Annotated in this window: 15 protein-coding genes and 2 tRNA genes; 5 read left to right on the forward strand and 12 right to left on the reverse strand. The window is 53.5% G+C overall.

Annotated features, from left to right (window positions below):
• The gene (gene rodA / locus BM040_RS14305) at positions 1-1329 is read left to right on the forward strand and encodes a rod shape-determining protein RodA (protein WP_092102768.1); all 1329 of its coding nucleotides are present in this window, start codon (positions 1-3) and stop codon (positions 1327-1329) included.
• A 161-nt stretch (positions 1330-1490) separates the two neighbouring features.
• Here the strand turns inward: rodA and BM040_RS14310 are convergent.
• The 3 genes from BM040_RS14310 to mutS form a co-directional block, all read right to left on the reverse strand.
• A tRNA-Leu gene (locus BM040_RS14310) sits at positions 1491-1574 on the reverse strand.
• A gap of 81 nt (positions 1575-1655) precedes the next feature.
• Positions 1656-1728 (reverse strand) — tRNA-Gly (locus BM040_RS14315).
• Positions 1729-2211: 483 nt separating this feature from the next.
• Positions 2212-4845 carry a DNA mismatch repair protein MutS gene (gene mutS, locus BM040_RS14325; protein WP_092102949.1) on the reverse strand — a complete coding sequence of 878 codons (2634 nt, stop codon included), beginning with the start codon at positions 4843-4845 and terminating at the stop codon, positions 2212-2214.
• A 476-nt stretch (positions 4846-5321) separates the two neighbouring features.
• On the opposite strand from mutS, the gene BM040_RS14330 reads away from it, so the two are divergent.
• Complete coding sequence (locus BM040_RS14330) at positions 5322-5861, forward strand: RNA methyltransferase (RefSeq protein WP_092102774.1); 540 nt, start codon at positions 5322-5324, stop codon at positions 5859-5861.
• Between the two features lie 232 nt (positions 5862-6093).
• Positions 6094-8556, forward strand: coding sequence for a TonB-dependent receptor (locus BM040_RS14335; RefSeq protein WP_139217814.1), 2463 nt, complete (start codon positions 6094-6096; stop codon positions 8554-8556).
• A 634-nt stretch (positions 8557-9190) separates the two neighbouring features.
• Here the strand turns inward: BM040_RS14335 and BM040_RS14340 are convergent.
• Positions 9191-9685, reverse strand: a complete 495-nt coding sequence (locus BM040_RS14340; protein WP_092102781.1) for a GNAT family N-acetyltransferase — start codon at positions 9683-9685, stop codon at positions 9191-9193.
• Positions 9686-9790: 105 nt separating this feature from the next.
• Between BM040_RS14340 and BM040_RS14345 the strand changes: the two genes are divergently transcribed.
• Entirely contained in the window at positions 9791-10390 is a 600-nt protein-coding gene (locus tag BM040_RS14345; protein ID WP_092102784.1) for a membrane-associated protein, read from the forward strand.
• 26 nt (positions 10391-10416) lie between these two features.
• On the opposite strand, the gene BM040_RS14350 is transcribed toward BM040_RS14345, so the two are convergent.
• The 6 genes from BM040_RS14350 to BM040_RS14375 all read right to left on the reverse strand — a co-directional run bounded on the left by BM040_RS14350 (position 10417) and on the right by BM040_RS14375 (position 16080).
• Positions 10417-10896, reverse strand: coding sequence for a CHRD domain-containing protein (locus BM040_RS14350; protein ID WP_092102787.1), 480 nt, complete (start codon positions 10894-10896; stop codon positions 10417-10419).
• Between the two features lie 194 nt (positions 10897-11090).
• A complete protein-coding gene (locus BM040_RS14355) occupies positions 11091-12188 on the reverse strand; it encodes an efflux RND transporter periplasmic adaptor subunit (protein WP_092102790.1) in 1098 nt (365 codons plus the stop codon).
• Positions 12189-12216: 28 nt separating this feature from the next.
• Positions 12217-12579, reverse strand: a complete 363-nt coding sequence (locus BM040_RS14360; protein ID WP_092102793.1) for a four helix bundle protein — start codon at positions 12577-12579, stop codon at positions 12217-12219.
• Between the two features lie 44 nt (positions 12580-12623).
• Positions 12624-13874: an ABC transporter permease gene (locus tag BM040_RS14365; RefSeq protein WP_092102798.1), complete on the reverse strand. Its 1251-nt coding sequence runs from the start codon at positions 13872-13874 to the stop codon at positions 12624-12626.
• Positions 13875-14071: 197 nt separating this feature from the next.
• Positions 14072-15316: an ABC transporter permease gene (locus BM040_RS14370; RefSeq protein ID WP_092102803.1), complete on the reverse strand. Its 1245-nt coding sequence runs from the start codon at positions 15314-15316 to the stop codon at positions 14072-14074.
• A 44-nt stretch (positions 15317-15360) separates the two neighbouring features.
• Positions 15361-16080, reverse strand: coding sequence for an ABC transporter ATP-binding protein (locus BM040_RS14375; RefSeq protein WP_092102807.1), 720 nt, complete (start codon positions 16078-16080; stop codon positions 15361-15363).
• A gap of 488 nt (positions 16081-16568) precedes the next feature.
• On the opposite strand from BM040_RS14375, the gene BM040_RS14380 reads away from it, so the two are divergent.
• Complete coding sequence (locus BM040_RS14380; protein WP_245756225.1) at positions 16569-17132, forward strand: hypothetical protein; 564 nt, start codon at positions 16569-16571, stop codon at positions 17130-17132.
• 55 nt (positions 17133-17187) lie between these two features.
• On the opposite strand, the gene BM040_RS14385 is transcribed toward BM040_RS14380, so the two are convergent.
• Together BM040_RS14385 and lpdA are read right to left on the reverse strand one after the other, a co-directional pair.
• On the reverse strand, positions 17188-17991 hold the full coding sequence (locus BM040_RS14385; protein WP_092102810.1) for a pentapeptide repeat-containing protein: 804 nt from the start codon (positions 17989-17991) through the stop codon (positions 17188-17190).
• Between the two features lie 171 nt (positions 17992-18162).
• Positions 18163-19566 (reverse strand): dihydrolipoyl dehydrogenase, encoded by a 1404-nt coding sequence (lpdA, locus tag BM040_RS14390; RefSeq protein ID WP_092102813.1) that lies wholly within the window; start codon positions 19564-19566, stop codon positions 18163-18165.
• Position 19567 lies beyond the last annotated feature (1 nt).

Genomic DNA, 19567 nt, shown 5'->3' on the forward strand with positions numbered 1-19567 from the left:
ATGGAGAAAGTACTTGGACAAAAGTTAGCAAGCCCTACGCCCCGCATCAGCAGCAGCCGCCGCAGCTACGGGTCCATATTCCCGCACCTGGACTGGCTGACCATACTGACATACTTTGTGCTGGTGGCCTTGGGCTGGATGAATATCTACGCGGCGGTTTACAGCCCTGACAACGTAGTTAACATCCTGAGCTTCGACATTAATTCGGGCAAGCAGCTGGTTTGGATAGGCGCCTCTTTCCTGCTGATTATGGTGCTGCTGGTGGTGGACTACAAAGTATACGAGCACCTTGCTTATCCTATTTACGGCTTTATCATACTGCTGCTGCTCATAACACTGGTAGTAGCCAAGCCTATTGCCGGCTCCCGCTCCTGGCTGGACCTGGGGGCAGGAATACGCTTACAGCCCGCTGAGCTGGCCAAATTTGCCACAGCCCTGGCCGCATCGCGGTTCCTGGGAAGTATAAACCTGCGCCAGCAGAACTTCAGGGACCAAATGATTCTGGCGGCCATTACCTTCATTCCTCCCATTATCATCGTGCTGCAGAACGAAACGGGCTCTGCCCTGGTGTTTGCTGCCTTTATACTTGCTTATTTCCGGGAAGGCATGTCACCGCTTATACTTATAATCGGCGGGGCGGCGGCGGCTATTTTTATACTTACCCTGCTGGTTCCGCAATTATACCTGATTGCCGGCATCACCATACTCATGGCCCTGGCCACCTGGCTGGATTACCGCCTGCTACGCCGTTTCAAAATCATGATTGCCCTCTGGATGGTCGTAGTGGGTATGATTTTTAGTGTGGACTTCTTTGTGAACAATGTACTGCAGCCGCACCAGCAGAACCGTATCAAGGCTCTCATTAACCCCGAGGCAGACCCGCTGGGCTATGGCTGGAACGTGACGCAGTCGAAAATTGCCATCGGCTCCGGGGGCTTCTGGGGAAAGGGCTTTCTGGAGGGTACCCAAACCAAGTTCGACTTCGTGCCGGAACAAAGCACCGACTTCATCTTCTGCACTATCGGCGAAGAGCACGGCTGGGTAGGCAGCTCTATCCTAATCGCGCTATTCCTGCTGCTGCTTGTCCGGATCGTAAACATTGCAGAACGGCAGAAGTCAGTGTTTGCGCGCACTTACGGCTACTGCGTGGCCTCTATCATCTTCTTCCACTTCCTGGTCAACATCGGCATGACGATAGGCCTGGCGCCGGTGGTGGGCATCCCGCTGCCTTTCTTCAGCTACGGCGGTTCCTCGCTCTGGTCGTTCACCATACTGCTGTTTATACTCATCGCCATAGACGCCAACAGGGCCAAGGATCTGGCGAGGTAGATTTGGAGTAAGTTTTACACTTAAGAGGCGCCTCTTATACTTTAAAGTATGGGAGGCGTTTTTTGTGGGGTTAAAGTATAATAGAAGGAGGATTTTGAATTACTGCCATAAAAGCAAAAAGGCTGCTAGTTGAGTGCTAGCAGCCTTTTTTGTTGTTATAGTACCAGGAGCGGGAATCGAACCCGCACGGCCTTGCGGCCACAAGATTTTAAGTCTTGCGTGTCTACCTATTCCACCATCCCGGCAACCTTCAGGCTAATCCCGAAGAAGTGACTTTAAAAAACAAAGACGTTGTTCACCACAACGTCTTCTCTTTGCTTTCCGTGAGCGGGAAACGGGATTCGAACCCGCGGCCTCGACCTTGGCAAGGTCGCGCTCTACCAACTGAGCTATTCCCGCTTTTTTGTTTTTCCTAAACCGCCGTAGTGATTTAGTGATGCAAAGATAGAGACAAAATCTGACTTGTCAATAGCTGCTGTAAAAAAAATCATCCTCTTTATACTTCTACACTGATAATCAGGCAGAAATTTTTCAGACTTCTTTAGAAGCAGCCGTGCAGCCAGCCGCTCCACGCCCTCACTTCTGTAAAGTTATACTTCCGGTACCGGAAAACAAGCGGATTTATACTTTAAAAGTATACTCTAGCGGCTACAGCAAGTATAGTTCTCCGACAGTATAGTTCACACTCCCCTCCTCAAAGGCAAAAGGCTAAAACGTTCTTTTTTGTCATCCTGAAAGGATCTTGTTAAAGAGGGCCCCTACCCCCGCCAGTAGCGATAGCTTAACCTCCCTTCCACCAAGATTCTTAACAGAATGACAGGGAATTTATAGCTGCATTTTCTAAAATGAAACAGCCCTACCTTCTCAGGAGAACTTTTCCTTCTACCGCGCTCCTGCCTTTTGCTTGTCCTGCAGCAGCAGTTTTAGCTCGTTTAGCTTCAGCAACGCCTCCACGGGCGTGATGGTGTTGATGTCCAGCTGCTCCATCAGCTCCTTTACGCGCTCGAGTTGCGGGTCGTGCAGCTCGAACATGCTGAGCTGGTAATTGCTCTTCGGCGCCGACTTCATTTTCTGCTGCGGGGACTGCTCCGATACTTTTTCCTTCTCCAGGTGATGCATAATCTCGTCGGCGCGCAGCACCACGCTGTTGGGCATGCCGGCCATCTGCGCCACATGGATACCAAAGCTGTGCTCACTGCCGCCAGGCACCAGCTTGCGCATAAACAAAATCTTACCACCCGCCTCGCGAACTGACACGTTGAAATTCTTCACGCGGGGTAGCTCCTCGGCCAACTGGTTCAGCTCGTGGTAGTGCGTGGCAAAAAGCGTCTTGGCTTTATACTTGGGGTGGTTATGCAGATGTTCCACAATGGCCCAGGCAATCGAGATACCGTCGTAGGTGCTCGTGCCACGGCCAATCTCATCCATCAGCACCAGGCTGCGGTCTGATAGGTTGTTGAGAATGCTGGCTGTCTCGGTCATCTCCACCATAAACGTAGACTCGCCTTTCGAGAGGTTATCCGACGCGCCCACACGGGTGAAGATTTTATCGATGATGCCGATTTTAGCGGCTTCTGCGGGCACAAAGGAGCCAATCTGCGCCATCAGCACGATGAGGGCAGTCTGGCGCAGCAGCGCGCTCTTACCGGCCATGTTCGGACCCGTGATGATAATCACCTGCTGCTCCTCGTTGTCCAGGAAGATATCGTTCGGCACGTAGGTCTCGCCCAGGGGCAGTTGCTTCTCAATAACCGGGTGGCGGCCCTTCCTGATGTCGAGCACATGACTCTCGCTCACCTCCGGCTTCACGTAGTTGCTGGCCAGGGCTATACTGGCAAAAGCGCTCAGGCAGTCGATGACGCCGATGACCTTGGCATTTTGCTGTACCTGCGCCACATAGTCCAGCGCCTGCAGCACCAGCTCGTTAAACAGGCTGTACTCGATAGTATAAATGCGTTCCTCGGCGTTCAGAATCTTCTCCTCGTAAGTTTTGAGCTCCTCGGTGATGTAGCGCTCGGCATTCACCAGCGTCTGCTTGCGTATCCAGGAGCCTGGCACTTTGTCTTTATGCGCGTTGCTTACCTCCAGGTAATAGCCAAATACCTTGTTGTAGGCAATTTTAAGCGAGCTGATGCCCGTGTTCTTGATTTCGCGCTGCTGCACCTGCGCCAGGTAGTCCTTGCCCGAGAAGGCGATGGCACGCAGCTCGTCGAGCTCTGCGTTCACGCCCTCGTTTATCATGTTGCCCTGGTTGGTGAGCATCGGCGGCTCAGGCTTAAGGATGTTGCGGATTTCCTCGCGCAGGCCATCACAGGGAGCCAGCTGCGCCGCCAGTTTCTGCAGGGCCGGAATATCGCTTAAGGCCAGTAATTTCTGAATCGGGAGGATGGCTTCCAGGGCCTTGGCCAGCTGCACCAGTTCGCGCGGGTTCACGCGGCGCACGGCCACCTTCGAGATGAGGCGCTCCAGGTCGTTTATACTTTTCAGGTGCACGATTAGCTCGTCCAGCAGCTCGCGGTGTTTGGTCAGGGCCTCTACCGTATCCAGGCGGCGACGGATTTGGGCCACGTCCTTGAGCGGCAGCACCACCCACTTTTTCAGCAGGCGGGCTCCCATCGGCGTTACGGTTTGGTCGAGTACCTGTATCAGCGGCACGCCCTCGGGGTGCTGCGGGTAGAGCAGTTCCAGGTTGCGCACCGTGAAGCGGTCGAGCCAGACGTACTTGTCCTCCTCCAGGCGAGAGATGGTGGCGATGTGGCTAATCTCGTGGTGCTGCGTTTCGGAGAGGTAATGCAGGATAGCGCCGGCCGAGATAATCGCCTCGTGCATGCCCTCGATACCAAAACCTTTAAGGGAGGCAGTGCCAAACTGCCGTGTCAGCGACTCGTAGGCGAAATCATACTTGAACACCCACTCCTCAAGGGCATAATAGCGGAAGTCAGGGCCGTAGCGATCGGTAAAGGTTTCCTTTTCGCGTTTGCAGAAAAGCACCTCGGCCGGGGCCAGGCTCTGCAGCAGTTTGCCAATGTAGCTTTTATCCCCCTGGGCGGTGATGAACTCGCCGGTCGAGATATCCAGGAAGGAGATACCCGTTTCAGTTTTACCGAAATGCACGGCCGCCAGGTAGTTGTTGCTGCGGCGCTCGAGCACCTGGTCGTTAAACGACACCCCCGGCGTTACGAGCTCGGTTACGCCGCGCTTCACGATGCCCTTTACCGTCTTCGGGTCTTCGAGCTGGTCGCAGATGGCCACACGCTCGCCGGCACGCACCAGCTTGGGCAGGTAGGTGTCCAGAGCGTGATGCGGAAAACCGGCCAGCTCCGTTTCGGAGGCCGAGCCGTTGCCGCGCTTAGTCAGTACGATGTCCAGAATTTTACTTGCCTTGATGGCGTCCTCGCCGAAGGTTTCGTAAAAGTCCCCTACCCTGAACAGCAGCAGCGCCCCCGGATGCTTCGCCTTAATGGCGTTGTATTGCTTCATCAGCGGCGTTACCGTGCCTTTGTCTCCTCCTTTCATACTTCCTCTATGGTTAAATGGCTGCATGGTTAAATTGTTAACGCTGCAGCTGATTTTATACTTTGTTATGGATGGACTTAACCCACCCCTGAGAGCTACGCTCGTTAGCTCAAAACTCGCGTTTTGGCTAGTCCAGAGGAGGGGAATTTATACTTTGCTTTCGGACTTCCTTATCTGAAAGCTATATGCTGTTCCGGATTTGTAATCCGGAACTTTGTTACCTGCGGATTTGCAATCCGCTTTCATGTCCGTAGCCGCTGTCTTTGCTATTGCGGATTGCAAATCCGCAATAGCAAAGACAGCGTGCTTATACTTTGTACCCTATTTATACTTTATACTTCCTCCATCAATTTAACCATACAGCCATTTAACAATTTAACTGTGGTTTGACTTTTGCCCAAAACCGCCGGACCTTTGCGGCAGCGCTGGAAACAAAAGGTCTTGTGTCTTATGTCTAATATCTGGCGTCTAAAAACATGCGCAAACTTTCGATGGACGACCTCAACCGCGACTCGGTTGAAGAATTCAAAAATAAGAAAAAAATACCGTTAGTCTTGGTGCTGGATAATGTGCGCAGCCTCAACAACGTGGGCTCCGTTTTCCGCACCGCCGATGCCTTTATGGCCGAAAAAGTATACCTCTGCGGCATCACGGGCAAGCCTCCCCACCGTGATATTGAGAAAACCGCCCTGGGCGCCACCGAGTCGGTGGAATGGGAGCACGTGCCGGATACCCTGGAGCAGGTAAAAGAGCTAAAGGCGCAGGGTTATCAGATTGGTTCGGTGGAGCAGGCGGAAAGAAGTATAAAGCTGAACGAGTTCAGGCCGGAGCCGGGGCAAAAGTATGCACTGGTGCTGGGCAACGAGGTGTTTGGCGTGGAGCAGGAGGTCATCAACCATTCAGATTTTGTGCTGGAGATTCCGCAGTTTGGCACCAAGCACTCGCTCAACATCTCGGTGGCCACCGGCGTGGTGGTGTGGGATTTTCTGAGCAAAACGCTGTCACAGCAAGTATAAAACCGCCGTAAAGTATAAAACACCGGAGCACTGGCCACGGCTGGTGCTCTTTTTTTGCCTTATACTGAGCCATCAGTTGCCCTACTCCCGGAGCCGTGCACGTTTTTTCGCAGAAAAATTTGCACCGGCTTTAAACTTTCACCCGCCTTTTTTGTCGCACTATATACAAACGGAGCCTTCACCCGCCGCTCCGCTGGCTGCCTTTTATACTTTCGCGGATTTTATAAGAACTATGATGAAGACATACTTTCGGCTTATACTTTACTTCTTGTTTATACTTTCGCCGGTGGTGCTTTCGGCACAAAACCAGACTATTGGCAAGGTGAGCGGCAAGCTCCTGGATGCCGGCTCAGGCAAACCCATCGGCTTTGCCAACGTGGTGCTCCTCACGCTGCCCGACTCCAGCCTCGTCACCGGCGCCACCACCGACATAGAAGGTGTGTTTATACTTGAAAGAGTCCCCTCCGGCCGCTTTGTCCTGCGGGCCTCCATGGTGGGCTACCCGAACAAGTATGCAAGCGTCAACCTTACCGCCGACAAGCCGGAAGCTGCCCTGGGCAATATCAGCCTAAAGGCCTCTGCCACCCAGCTGGGCGAAGTAGAGGTGGTGGCGCAGCGGCAGTTGGTGGACTTTGAGCTGGACAAGCGGGTGGTAAACGTGAGCCAGGACCTGAACGCGCAGAGCGGCACGGTGGCGGAGGTGATGCAAAACCTGCCTTCGGTGGAGGTGGACATAGACGGCAACGTGAGCATGCGCGGCAGTTCTAACGTCACCATCCTGATAGACGGCAAACGCTCGGCCCTTTCCGAAATTCCACTGGACCAGATTCCGGCTAACATGATTGAGAGCATCGAGCTCATCACCAACCCTTCCTCTAAGTATAACCCGGAGGGCACCTCGGGTATCATCAACTTGGTGCTTAAAAAAGAGAAGAAACCCGGCTTCAATGGCTCGGCCTCCATCACGGCCGGCACCTACGACAACTACAATACCTCGCTCAACCTGAACTACCGCTACAACAAGTGGTCGCTAAATACGGGGTATGATTTCAGGCAGCGCACACGGCCCGGCACGCAGAAGAACAATACTACCAACTTCTACCTCAACGACGCCGGGCAGATAGACAGCACCAGCTACCGCCTGCAGGAGGGCGAGCGCAACAGCACCGACCTCTCCCATAACTTCCGGCTGGGCGCAGACTATTACCTCACGCCCAAGCATACCTTGTCGGCCTCGGCGCTGTACCGTTTCGGGGAGGACGAGAGCACCAACAACATCCGCTACCGCTTCCTGGACGAGAACCGCCTGCTGCAGAGCACCCGCACCCGCGACGCCCGCGAGGTGGAGGACGAACGCGCCCTGGACCTGACCCTGGGCTACCGCCAGACCTTCGACCGCAAAGGCCAGGAACTGACAGCCGATGTGGTCTACAATGCTAACGTGGATGACGAAGTGGCGCTTTTTGATGAAAGGCGGATTGGCGCCGAAACCTCCACGGAACTACAGGAAACGCTGGTAGACGACAAGAACTATGAGTTTGTAACCAAGGCCGATTACGTGCATCCTTTCTCGGAGAACAGCCGGCTGGAAGCAGGTTTCCGGACTTCGTTTGAGCGCCTGGATGAGGATTCCCGTTTCTTTAACCAGAACGTGGAAACAAGTCAGATGGAGTATGACACCACCCGCAGCAACCATTTCGTGTTCGACCAGCAGGTATATTCCCTGTACACCAACTACAGCAATAAGTATAAAAGTATAACCTACCAGGTAGGCGTGCGGGCCGAGCACACCATTACCAAGTCTGACCTGCGCAATACCGACGACACCTATAAGAACAACTACTTCAGTCTTTTCCCTACGCTGTTCATCACCAATGATTTTGATGAGGACAACAAACTACAGTTCAGCTACAGCCGTCGCATCAACAGGCCGCGCAGCCGCTTCCTGAACCCGTTTGTGGACCAATCCGACAGGTATAACCTTTCCTACGGCAACCCTAAGTTGGACCCGGAGTTTGTGAACTCGCTGGAGTTGAGCTACCTGCGCTATTGGGGACAAGCCTCGTTTAACGCCACTGTTTTTTACCGCCACACCACCGACGGCATAGAACGCTTCCGGCAAGCGACGACCATTGACATAAACGGCGTGGAAGAACCGGGTACGCAAACCACCTTCATCAACCTGTCGGATAACCGGTCCTATGGCCTGGAGCTGGGCACCAATTACCCTATCACCAAGTGGTGGCGTCTGAATGCGAGCTGGTCGGGTTTCCGGACAGAGTTGAGCACTGTGCAAAACGATACCGAGCTGAGCAACACCCAACTGAGCTGGAGCGCCAAACTCAACTCCAACATGACCGTGTGGAAAGACCTGGACATACAGCTTTCTGGCTTCTACCGCGCGCCCAGCAACGACATTCAGGGGCGTATGGAGCAGATGTTCAGCGCCGACCTGGGCATGAAAAAGGATGTGCTCAAGAAGAAAGGCACGGTTTCGCTGCGTGTGTCGGATTTGTTTAATACGCGCCGCTTCGATTTCCTGAGCTACGGGCCGGAGTTCCGTTCTGAAATCCAGAACCGCCGCCAGAGCCGCATCCTGTACCTGGGCTTCACCTACCGCCTCAACAGCGACGACAGTGACCGCCGTAACCGCCGCAACGAGCAGAACGGCGGCGGGGAGGAGGATGAGTTTTAGGTGCCGCCGGGTCCAACCACCCCTGGCCCCTCCTTGGCTAAGGAGGGGAATCTGTAATTGCTTTAGCTAAAGTATAAGTTGCATAGCCAAAGTATAAACACCCCTATGGTCCCCTCAAGGGGACAATCTATAATTACCCACTAGCGCGAGAGAGCTATCGGGAATTCTAATCAGATCTCTCCCGAAGGTCAAGATGACAGCAAGGCAGCGGCTATCGAATTGATTCCCAGCCTTTGGGTTGAGCGCCTCGAGAGGTTCCGGCGACGAGCGCAAGCGAGGCAGCCCGAGGCACGAGGGCAGGAAGCGAAAGCAGCGCGATGCCCGAAGGCGAGGCCTCCCGGCCTAGGAGGGCATCAAAGCTAGAGATGAAACAGTAGCCTATGTAAGTCTGGAGGATGAACGGCAGCTAGTATGGATAGCTTGTGTCAAGTTGCAGGAGGCAGCGGCTAGGAAAGTATAAGCCGGCAAGTATAGAAGTATAGCCAAAGTACAAGTATGACTATTCAAGCCAGTTGGGTTACAAACCCAACATCATCGTAGGCACGGGTTGCAAACTCGCGCCAGCGAGAGGATACTAGGGAAGAGCAAAGGCACAAGCGGACGCTTGCGCCAGTGGGAAGTAAACCAAAGTATCCTATACTTCCTCCTTCAACACCAACTCCATTTTAATATCCGCCCGCTCGTAAATGCTTGGCGGCATCGGCACCTCCACGAAGCCCAGGCGCTGGTACAGGTTCAGGGCAGGTAGCAGGCGGCGGTTCGACACCAGGAATATTTTATGAGCACCTGCGCGACGGGCCCTGTCTATGGCAGCTTCGCCCAGCATTTTGCCAATTTTCATGCCCTGCATCTTAGGGGCCACCGCCATCTTCGCCAACTCAAACACGCCCTCACTGTCTTTAATTAAAGCACAGGTACCTACCGGCTCCCCGTTAAAGAGCGCCATCAAAACATGCCCGCCTTTGTTGATGATGTAGCCCTGCGGGTCGCTGAGGGATTGGTTGTCGGCCTCCTCCATCACAAAGTGCGTCGAGATCCACTCGTGGTTGAGGTCGTAGAAAGCCTGCGCGTAGAACAGGTTGAAATCAACAATCTGTATTGCGGAAGGAGTATTATAGTGCTGTGCCATGGTATGCTAAACGTGTATGCTGCAAAGTTACGGAATTGCCCCAATCACCGCAGATTATACTTTATACCTCTGATTACAGTATACTAGGCTGCAAATTCCCAAAGTATGGAAAGCGACCTCTCTATTATCCCGCTGTGGCTGCAACTGGCGTATACTGCCTTTTTACTGGTACTAGTGCCGGTCTATTGGAAAAAGTATGGCCCGGGCAATTTTCTGTGGTTCTCCGATATCGCCTTGTTCTCGGTGGGCATCGTGCTCTGGACCGGCAATAAATTGCTGCTAAGTATGATGGCCGTGGGCGTGCTGGCGCTGGAGCTAATCTGGAACCTGGACTACTTCGGCAGGCTGCTGACGGGGCACCAGTTGCTGGGCCTAAGCGCTTATATGTTCGACGAGAGCAAAAGTCTCTTCCTGCGCGGGCTTTCGCTGTTCCATGTAGTGCTGCCTGTACTGGTAATATGGCTTCTGCTGGAGTGGGGCTACGAGCCGGAGGCGCTGTACTGGCAAACAGCCCTGGCCTGGGTGGTGCTGCCGCTCACCTACTTCCTCACAGACCCGAAAGAGAACATCAATTGGGTGTTCGGTCCGGGCAACGAGCCACAACATAAAATTCCGGCCCGCTTATACTTTGCTATGATGATGCTCATCTTTCCAATAGGCGTGTACCTCCCCTCCCACTTCCTGCTGCAGCGGCTCTTCAACTGACTTTATAAAGTATAAAAGCTATACTTCTACGGGATCAGGTTGCCCCGTAACTCACCGTTGGGGTGGGTGGTGCTGTGGATGTTCACGTACCAGCGGCCGGCTTTCAGGTCATCCTCCTCGGCCTGGGTTAGGGGCCTGGTAGAGCCGGAGATGGTGCCGCTGGAGCCTTGGTTAAATCCCTCCTCAATGTTAATTACAGGCGGTGCGCTGGAGTCACGGTCGGCCGGGCCGTGGAAGTGCATGGCCGTGGTGGCATCGGCAGGGTTCCCTAACTGCCAGGAGATGGTATAGCTCAGCGTATTGTTCAGCTCATTAAACACGACATCCATTTCCCCGGCACCTGTCGTTACCACTCCCGGACGCTCGTTTGAGCCGAGCAGCGCTACATCGTTAAACTCTATCTCATCATCCAGCTGCGTGTTGTCTTCGTCATCGTCGCAGGCGGCCAGCAGGCCGCTTAGCAGCAGCGCCACGCACATGACGTAGTTTTTATACTTGTTTTCCATAGCTCCTGAAGTTTAGTTCTATACTTTAATCTTACTACGTTGTTTACCAGTTGTTATAGCAAACCGGTTACTATTCCGTAAGCCCCGGAAAGTATAGCTCCAACAGCATCACCCGAAAAGCGGGGCACAAAAAAAAGCGGGCTCAAAAAGCCCGCTCTCTCCCCTTGAACAAACAACAAACAAATTCTTTTAAGTTAGATTTGCACCGTATTGGCTTCCGGCACTTTCACTTTTTCGTTTTTCTGCAGCCCCGACACCACCTCTATGTTGATGCCGTCGGAGATGCCGGTTTTGATCTTGCGCTTCTCAAACCGCTGCGGCGCCGTCTCTACCTCCACGTAAGGTTGCTCTTTCTCAAACTTGAGCATGCTTTCCTTTATCGCCAGTGTTTTGTCGCGCTTGTCGAGCACGATGTCGGCGTTGGCGCTGTAGCCGGCGCGTATAAAATCATTTTCATCCAGCAGCACCCGCGCCCGTATCGGGAACTTGATGGAGCCTTCCTCATCCACGCCTTTCGGGGCGATGAACTCCAGCTTGGCGTTAAACACGCGGCCCTCGATGGCCCCGATGGTCAGCAGCAGGTCCATGTTCTCTTTCAGCTTGCCCACCTCCGACTCATCAATCTTACCCTCGAAAATAAGGCTGCGCATATCGGCTACCGAGGCAATGGTGGTGCCTTCGTTAAAGTTGTTGCGCTCGATGATGGAGGAACCCACTTTCACCGGCACATCTAGCAGCATGCCATCGATGGTGGAGTATACCTGGTTGGACTGCTGCTGCCCGCGCTTGCGCGAGGAGCCTTCGCGCACCAGTTGCAGGTTACTTTCAGCGGCAGAAAGTGCCTCCCGCTTCAGGTTAAAGTCAGCTTTATACTTTCTAAACTCCTGCTCCGGGATCACCTTGTCGGCATACAGCTGCTCGTACCGCTTCAGCTCCCGCTCGGCCTCCTCGAAGTTCAGTCTGGCCGTCTGCAGCTGCGTTTCGGCATTGTTCACGCTTACCATGTTGGGCACAATGCGGATTTTGGCCAGCAGCTGCCCTTTCTTCACCAGTTCGCCGGCCTCTACGTACAGCTCCTCCACAATCCCCGATACCTGCGACTTTATCTCCACTTCCTTGCGCGGCACGATGGCGCCCGTGGCCACCGTTTTCTTCACGATATCGGTCTCAAAGGGTGCCTCGGTCTTATACACCACAGGGTCAGTGTTAGCCTTATTGTAGAAGTAATAGCCTAGCCAGCCCGAAAGGCCCAGGAAAATCAGGATGAATACGCCTAACAATACCTTTTTCATAGCGTTGTCAATTATCAATTACCAGTTATCATTTATCAGTTTTGATGCCCCTTGTGGTTCTTATACTTGAGAAGAGCATTTTGCCCAATTCATCAGCATCCGCAAACAGGCTTTGGTGCTGTCTCTCGTCTATATAGCCTGTATCCTTGAGCAAGTCTGTCCAATACTTCGTTTCCAGGCATTCTTTGTAAGCAATGGAAAGTTTAGAGGAGAACTCCGCATCCGAGATTGCGCCATTGGCCTCTGCCACATTCGCGCCAATGGATGTACCGCTACGCAGCAACTGCTTGGCAAGTATAAACTCCCGTTTTTCCTGCCCCAGGTACTGGTAAGCTCTTACCACCCTGATTGCAAAAGCATATGCTTTGTTGTAAAGTACATTCTCCTTCATGTGTAGTATGATTGTTAATTGTTAAATGGTTATTGTTAACTGAATTACTCGTCTTTTAGCGCCACTACCGGGTTCACCCGGGCGGCTTTGGTGGCAGGAATCAGGCCGGCCAGCGCGCCGGTTACCACCAGCAGCACAGTAGCTGTCAGGGCAATGCCGGGATTTACTTCCGGGATGCCGAAGAAGCCCGCCTGCACGTCGTTTTTCCGCATCACATACTCTATCAGCGCGATGATGCCCGTGCCAGCCAGCAGGCCCACATAACCCGCCAACCCGGTTATCACGATGGATTCCTGGATGATCAGGCTGATGATGGAAAGCGGCGTGGCCCCGAGGGCCTTGCGTATACCTATCTCCTTGGTGCGCTCCTTTACCACAATCAGCATGATATTGCCTACCCCAATGATGCCTGCCACGATAGTGCCTATACTTACCAGCCAGCTAAAACCGGCGATACCTGCAAACAGCCCCTGCACTTCCTGAAACTCCTTCTCCACGTTGGCCGAGCCAAAGGCTTTCAGGTCGGTGGGGGCTACGCGGTGGCGCTGCATCAGCAGGGTTTTGGTCTTCTCCTCTATCACGGCGGCGGGCACACCTGGCTTGGGTACCATGGCCATAAAGCCCACTTTGTTTACCTGGTTATAAGTTTGCTGCAGGGCCGTGAGCGGGATGTAGATCACTTTGGCGTCTTCCACCACGTCCTCGCCCTTGCCCACCGGCTCAAAAGTGCCCACTACCTGAAAGTAACTACCTTTGATGCTGATATACTTGCCAATCAGGTTTTTCTCGTTAGGGAAGAGCACCTCCAGCACGCGCGGCCCCACTACGGCCACCTTGCGCTTCTCCTGCATGTCGATTTCGTTGATGAAACGGCCGGTTTTTACCTTCATCGGCTTTACAGACAGCATATCGGGCGTTTCGCCGTTTACCGTGAAGGCAGAGCTCTTGTCTTTGTAGTTGACCGAAAAATCGCCCCAGAGCTGGCTGCTGGGTGCCACCACGCCTACTTCCGGTATACTTGCCCGGATGGCTGCCACGTCGTCGTTCGTCAGCTGAATGGTGCGGCCGGCGTTCATGCCCATGTAAGGCACGCTGGTGCGCTGCGTCCAGACAAACACAGCGTTCTTGGCGATGTTGAACTCGCTGGTAATGCCGTTCTCCAGACCCTTGCCCGCTCCCAGCAACACCACCAGCATGAAGATGCCCCAGAACACGCCAAAAGCCGTTAGTGCCGTACGCAGCTTGTGCTTCTTGACGGTGTTATAGATCTCGGTCCATTTATCGATATCGATCATAGCTTTTCAGTTTTGAATGAGCGAATGAGTGGATGCGTGATTGAGTGAATGTTTTATTGTTAAATGATTAAATTGTTAATTATTGGTTGTTGATGCTTCTATACTTCCTGAATCCTTTTGAGGCGGAGGCACTGGTACACGAAGTATAAATTCACCCAATCACTCATCCACTCATTCGCTCATTCACAATTAATACTTTAATCCGCCCTAAGCGCCTCGATGGGTTTGATATGGGCAGCCCGCAAGGCCGGCATCAGTCCGGCGATGGCTCCCGAAACCACCAGCACCACCGTGGCCGACAGGGCTACCCGCAGGTCTACCTCCGGACTGGCAAAAAACGGCAGCTCCGCTCCCGACGACACCAGCATGTGCTCTATCAGCGCCAGGATCATGGTGCCAAACAGCAGCCCCAGGTACCCGGAGAAAGCCGTTATCACCACCGACTCCTGCAGTATCAGGCTCACGATGGAAAGCGGTGTCGCCCCCAGCGCCTTGCGCACCCCAATCTCCCGGGTACGCTCCTTCACAATGATCAGCATGATATTGCTCACGCCTACAATACCAGCTATCAGGGTGCCGATGCCCACAATCCAGACGAAGATGCGGATGCCATTGAACAAGCCCTGCACCTTCAGGTACTCGGCCTCGGTATTCTCCACCCCGATGGCCATGTCGTCTGTTTCGGCAAACTTGTGGCGCTGGGCCAGCAGGGTGCGCAGTTTGTCTTCCATCTCCTTGGCCGGCACGCCGTCCTGGGCCGTCAGCAGCATCAGCTGCACCTGGTTGGGTTGGTTAAAGGCCGTTTGCAGTGTAGAGAACGGGATGTAGGCGCGCTCCTCGCGGCGGCCGCTGTTGTTGCCGCGCACCTTAAAAGTGCCCACCACCTTAAAGTGGATGCCCCGGATGTTCACGTACTCGCCAATGGGATTTTGCTCCTTAAAAAGCACCTGCGCCACCTGCTCTCCCAGCACAATCACCTTGCGCTTCTCCCGCTCATCGAGCTCGTTGAGGATGCGGCCGCGGAAAGCGCGTTCCCCGTTTATCTCCATAAAGTCCGGGGCGGCGCCAAACACCTGGTAAGAGCCGTTCTGGTCTTTGTAGTTGATCGTGTATTCGCCCCAGATGCGGTTGCGCGGCGCCATCAGGTTCAGCTCCATTAGTTCGCGTTCGATGGCATCCAGGTCTTGGTTGGTAAACTTTATCTCGCGCCCGGGCTTCATGCCTTTGTGCGCCACGGCGGTTTTGCCGCTCCACACAAAAATGCTGTTTTTGGCCCCATCGCCAAAGCGGTTCACCACGCCCTTTTCCAGCCCTTTGCCCACGCCCAGTAGCAGCACCAGCATGAAGATGCCCCAGAACACGCCAAAAGCCGTGAGGAAGGTGCGCAGCTTGTTTTTGCGCATCGTGCCCAGTATCTCCTGCCATTTATCTATGTCAAACATTAGGCTGATTGTTAAATTGTTGATTGTTGGGGTTAGGACGGAATTCAGCTGGCTATCACGCCTGCCGCTGTTGCTTCTGCCGCTTCCTGCACGCCGTGATCGTCGTTCACGATCAGGCCGTCCTTCAGCCGGATGATGCGATGTGTCTGCGCTGCGATGTCGTTCTCGTGCGTTACGATTACCACCGTCATGCCCTTGCGGTTCACTTCTTTAAAGATGTCCATCACTTCATAGGAAGTTTGGGAATCCAGAGCACCGGTCGGCTCGTCGGCAAGTATAAGTTTGGGTTGGGAGATAAGCGCCCGCGCAATGGCCACCCGCTGCCGCTGCCCACCCGACATTTCGTTGGGCGAGTGCTCGGCCCACTCCTTCAGGCCCACCATCTCCAGGTACTGCAGCGCCAGCTTGTTGCGCTCCCGGCGCCCCACCTTCTGGTAGTAGAGCGGCAGGGCCACGTTCTCCATCGCGTTTTTAAAAGAGAGCAGGTTAAACGACTGGAAAACAAAGCCCAGGAAGCGGTTGCGGTAATAAGCTGCCTTGGCCGCGCTAAGATGTTTTATGGTGGTGCCCGCCAGCGTGTAGTTGCCCCGGTCGTAATCGTCGAGGATGCCCAGGATGTTGAGCAGCGTAGACTTACCCGAGCCCGAGGCGCCCATAATAGACACAAACTCCCCTTCCTGAATCTGCAGGTCGATGCCTTTGAGTACATGCAGTTTGTTTTGCCCTACGGCGTAGTATTTGTGGATGTCCTTGAGCTGTATCATAGGCAATGGCTTAAGCTGTACTTCTTCCTAAGGTTTACGGTAGTAGGCTATACAAGGTACCGATAATTCAAATAAATTATAAATTACTTTATACTTACAACGCTTATTTATCGACTTATCACATATCCATATCTACCAACTTGGTTAAGCGCAGGCAGCACAGGGGTAAGCGGATAAGGGTGATAAGGGAGCGCAGGCAAAAAGCCGGTGCAATGGCTTTATAGAGTAAAGATGCAGCAGGTAGCTTCTTGGTTGCCTGGCCTTTAAAAAAAGTAAACGCCCCACCGGTTCAGCGGAGCTAGGCCTGTAGTCTTGCCATACTAACCTGCCAGTTTTCTCCTCCCGATAAGGTAATAGAGCACAAGGCCCAAAAGCGAAATGTTTGCCATGGGGCGCTTGGTTAAAATCATTGAATATAGGGATTACACTATAATTAACCAAACACCGCACAAACCCAGTACTATCCTATAGTTATCCCGCTACAACGTATGATGATGGAGCAGCCGTTGCCCGAACCTATCCTGTTTCACCCGCTCAAGCACCACCTGGGCTTCCTGAAAGATTTCGCTGCCCAAAGTATAGCGTGGCCGGAGCCGGAGCTAATAAGGACTTTTAAACGCATTGGCGGCTCGCAGTTGGATTTGTACATCGGTCCGCTCTCGCCGCTGCAGATTGCCGGGGAGGTGATTTTATACTTGCAGCAGCAATGCCTGCTTATGCCCGAAGAATACCAAAGCTATCTGGGCGCTGGTGGTTACCGCCTCTGCTCCCTCTCCGACGGCTCTGCCTGGACGTTGCGCTGGGGGGTGCATGCCGGAAGGCACGTGCACCTGCACCCGGGCCGCTACTCGCTGCACACGCTGCGGGTAAAGGCCAACCACCTCAAAACTGCGCTTGCCGTAGCTATAGCAAGTATAAAGTATAACCAGCCTGTAACCCTGCCCCTGCTGAACCAGGTGCGGGCCGGGTGGCTGGCGTTGCCGCCAGTGCCAGGTTATACTTCGGAGGAGGGCCTTGGCAAGGTGCTGGAGCTAGTGCTGAACAAAGTTTAAACTAACAGCGCCACCCCGTTAATGAGGTGGCGCTGCCCGCACAAGTGTTATATCGTTACCGGTTCATGCTTTGCAGCGAGCCCAGTGTTACTTTCTGGTCGTTCAACTGCGTGTACTTAAAGTCGTTACCTCCCCTGAAGCTGGCACCCTTTATGTTAAAGTCGCCGGCTACTTTGGTATACTTAAAATTGGCGGTGCCATCGAACAGGGCTTTTTCGAAATTGGCACCACGCGCAAACTTGGTATACTTGTAATTGGCCTCGCCCTTGTAAGTGGCGCCGGCAAAGCTGGCCCGCTCCGGGAACTCCACATACTTAAAGTTAGCCTCGCCGCCAAAGCGCACGTTGCTGAAGTTCACGCTCCTATCAAACTCAGCGTACTTGAAGTTGGCCTCCTCAGCAAAGCGGCTGCTCATAAACGAAACATCGCCTTCGAACTCGCTATACTTAAAAGCGGCTTTCTGCTTAAAGGAGCAACTCTCGAACAGGACCTCTTTCTCGAAGTTTGTATTGTATACCTCGCTGGTCTTCTTCTTCAGGTTTACCCGCAGCTGCTCCACATTATCCGGGTTAAAGTATGCCAGCACATCGCCCGTAAAAGTGCAGTTTACAAAGCTAACCGGAGCCGTAACCGTGCTTACATACTTCTTGGTGCTATACTTGTCCTCGCCCCCTTCCACCAGTTTCATGTTGCTCAGCTTCGTCATGTCCAGGTCGCCCACTACTTCTACATTCTTATAGCGAACAGCCTCGCCCCGATTCATCTTGGCGATGATTTCGGAGGCATTTACTTTGGTCTGCGCCATACTTAGCAGCGGCAGAAACAATAGCAGGAATAGCGTTTGTACGTGTTTTCTCATAGTAGTGAAGGATAATGTTTTGTGTGTCTGGATATAAAGATGGAGAAAGTATGGCAGAGGTTGCCTGGGTGGTGAAATATTTATACTTCATTTGCTGACCTGTCTTCTAAACACAAAAAGCGCCACCCTTTGCAAGGCGGCGCTTTTATACTTCGCACTTCTATACGTTGCTTAAATGTGCAGCGCGCGGTTATCGGTGGCTGCCAGGCAAGCCTCTTTAAGGGCCTCGGTATAGGTTGGGTGCGCGTGGCTCATACGGGCAACATCCTCTGCCGAGGCACGGAACTCCATCGCTACTACCGCCTCTGCAATCATATCCGCAGCGCGGGGGCCTATCATGTGCACACCCAGAATCTCGTCGGTGTTCTTATCGGCCAGCACCTTCACAAAGCCATCCGTATCCATAGACGCCTTGGCACGGCCAGACGCTTTGAACGGGAACGAACCGGATTTGTAGGCACGGCCCTGCTCTTTCAGCTGCTCCTCGGTGGAGCCTACGCCGGCCACTTCCGGCCAAGTATACACCACACCAGGTATCAGGTTATAGTTGATGTGCGGCTTCTGGCCAACGATCTGCTCTGCTACCAGCACGCCTTCTTCCTCGGCTTTGTGGGCCAGCATCGCGCCACGCACCACGTCGCCAATCGCGTAGATGCCCGGCACGTTTGTTTCCAGATGGTCGTTTACGGCAATCATGCCACGCTCGCCCATCTGCACACCGGCGTTCTCCAGTCCCAGTCCTTCGGTGTATGGTTTGCGGCCTACCGATACCAGCACGTAGTCGCCTTCAAAGGTTACCACCTCGCCTTTTGGATTCTCAGCGGTTACTTTTACAACCTCGCCCTCGTTCGTAGCACCCGTTACCTTGTGGCTCATGAAGAACTCAAACTTAAGCGACTTTTTCAGCACGCGCTGCAGCTCTTTGCCCAGGGCACGGTCCATGGTCGGGATGATGGCATCCATGTACTCAATCACCTGTACTTTAGTGCCCAAACGGGCATATACAGAGCCAAGCTCCAGGCCAATCACGCCGCCCCCGATCACGATCAGGTTTTTAGGAACCTCTGTGAGCGATAAAGCCTCGGTAGATGTGATGATGCGCTTCTTATCGATAGGCAGGAACGGCAGCGTCGTTGGCTTAGAACCTGTTGCAATGATCGTTTTGTCGGTTTCGATCTGCTGCTCCTTGCCTTCTGCGTCTGTTATCTTGATTGTGTTTTTGTTCACGAAAGAGCCCAGGCCGTAGTAGGTATCGATCTTGTTTTTCTTCATCAGGAACGCGATGCCGTCGTTGTTCGACTTCACGACACCTGCCTTGCGCTGAATCATCTGCCCGATATTTACCTGCAGGTTTTCCAGCTCGATGCCGTGCTCTGTAAAAGTATGCGCTGCGTTGTGGAAGTGCTCTGAAGAGTCCAGAAGCGCTTTTGATGGGATACAGCCCACATTCAGGCAAGTGCCGCCCAGCACGTTATACTTCTCTATGATAGCGGTTTTCAGGCCAAGTTGCGCGCAACGTATCGCTGCCACGTAGCCTCCAGGGCCAGAACCGATTACGGTAACGTCGTATTTCACG

It is taken from the genome of Pontibacter chinhatensis, assembly GCF_900113285.1.
GTDB classification, from domain to species: Bacteria; Bacteroidota; Bacteroidia; order Cytophagales; family Hymenobacteraceae; genus Pontibacter; species Pontibacter chinhatensis.

Bases quoted from the DNA above. Each gene is read 5' to 3' on its own strand.
- rodA (WP_092102768.1), top strand. From the start codon at position 1: ATGGAGAAAGTACTTGGACAAAAGTTAGCAAGCCCTACGCCCCGCATC.
- mutS (WP_092102949.1), bottom strand. From the start codon at position 4,845: ATGAAAGGAGGAGACAAAGGCACGGTAACGCCGCTGATGAAGCAATAC.
- BM040_RS14330 (WP_092102774.1), top strand. From the start codon at position 5,322: ATGCGCAAACTTTCGATGGACGACCTCAACCGCGACTCGGTTGAAGAA.
- BM040_RS14335 (WP_139217814.1), top strand. From the start codon at position 6,094: ATGATGAAGACATACTTTCGGCTTATACTTTACTTCTTGTTTATACTT.
- BM040_RS14340 (WP_092102781.1), bottom strand. From the start codon at position 9,685: ATGGCACAGCACTATAATACTCCTTCCGCAATACAGATTGTTGATTTC.
- BM040_RS14345 (WP_092102784.1), top strand. From the start codon at position 9,791: ATGGAAAGCGACCTCTCTATTATCCCGCTGTGGCTGCAACTGGCGTAT.
- BM040_RS14350 (WP_092102787.1), bottom strand. From the start codon at position 10,896: ATGGAAAACAAGTATAAAAACTACGTCATGTGCGTGGCGCTGCTGCTA.
- BM040_RS14355 (WP_092102790.1), bottom strand. From the start codon at position 12,188: ATGAAAAAGGTATTGTTAGGCGTATTCATCCTGATTTTCCTGGGCCTT.
- BM040_RS14360 (WP_092102793.1), bottom strand. From the start codon at position 12,579: ATGAAGGAGAATGTACTTTACAACAAAGCATATGCTTTTGCAATCAGG.
- BM040_RS14365 (WP_092102798.1), bottom strand. From the start codon at position 13,874: ATGATCGATATCGATAAATGGACCGAGATCTATAACACCGTCAAGAAG.
- BM040_RS14370 (WP_092102803.1), bottom strand. From the start codon at position 15,316: ATGTTTGACATAGATAAATGGCAGGAGATACTGGGCACGATGCGCAAA.
- BM040_RS14375 (WP_092102807.1), bottom strand. From the start codon at position 16,080: ATGATACAGCTCAAGGACATCCACAAATACTACGCCGTAGGGCAAAAC.
- BM040_RS14380 (WP_245756225.1), top strand. From the start codon at position 16,569: ATGATGATGGAGCAGCCGTTGCCCGAACCTATCCTGTTTCACCCGCTC.
- BM040_RS14385 (WP_092102810.1), bottom strand. From the start codon at position 17,991: ATGAGAAAACACGTACAAACGCTATTCCTGCTATTGTTTCTGCCGCTG.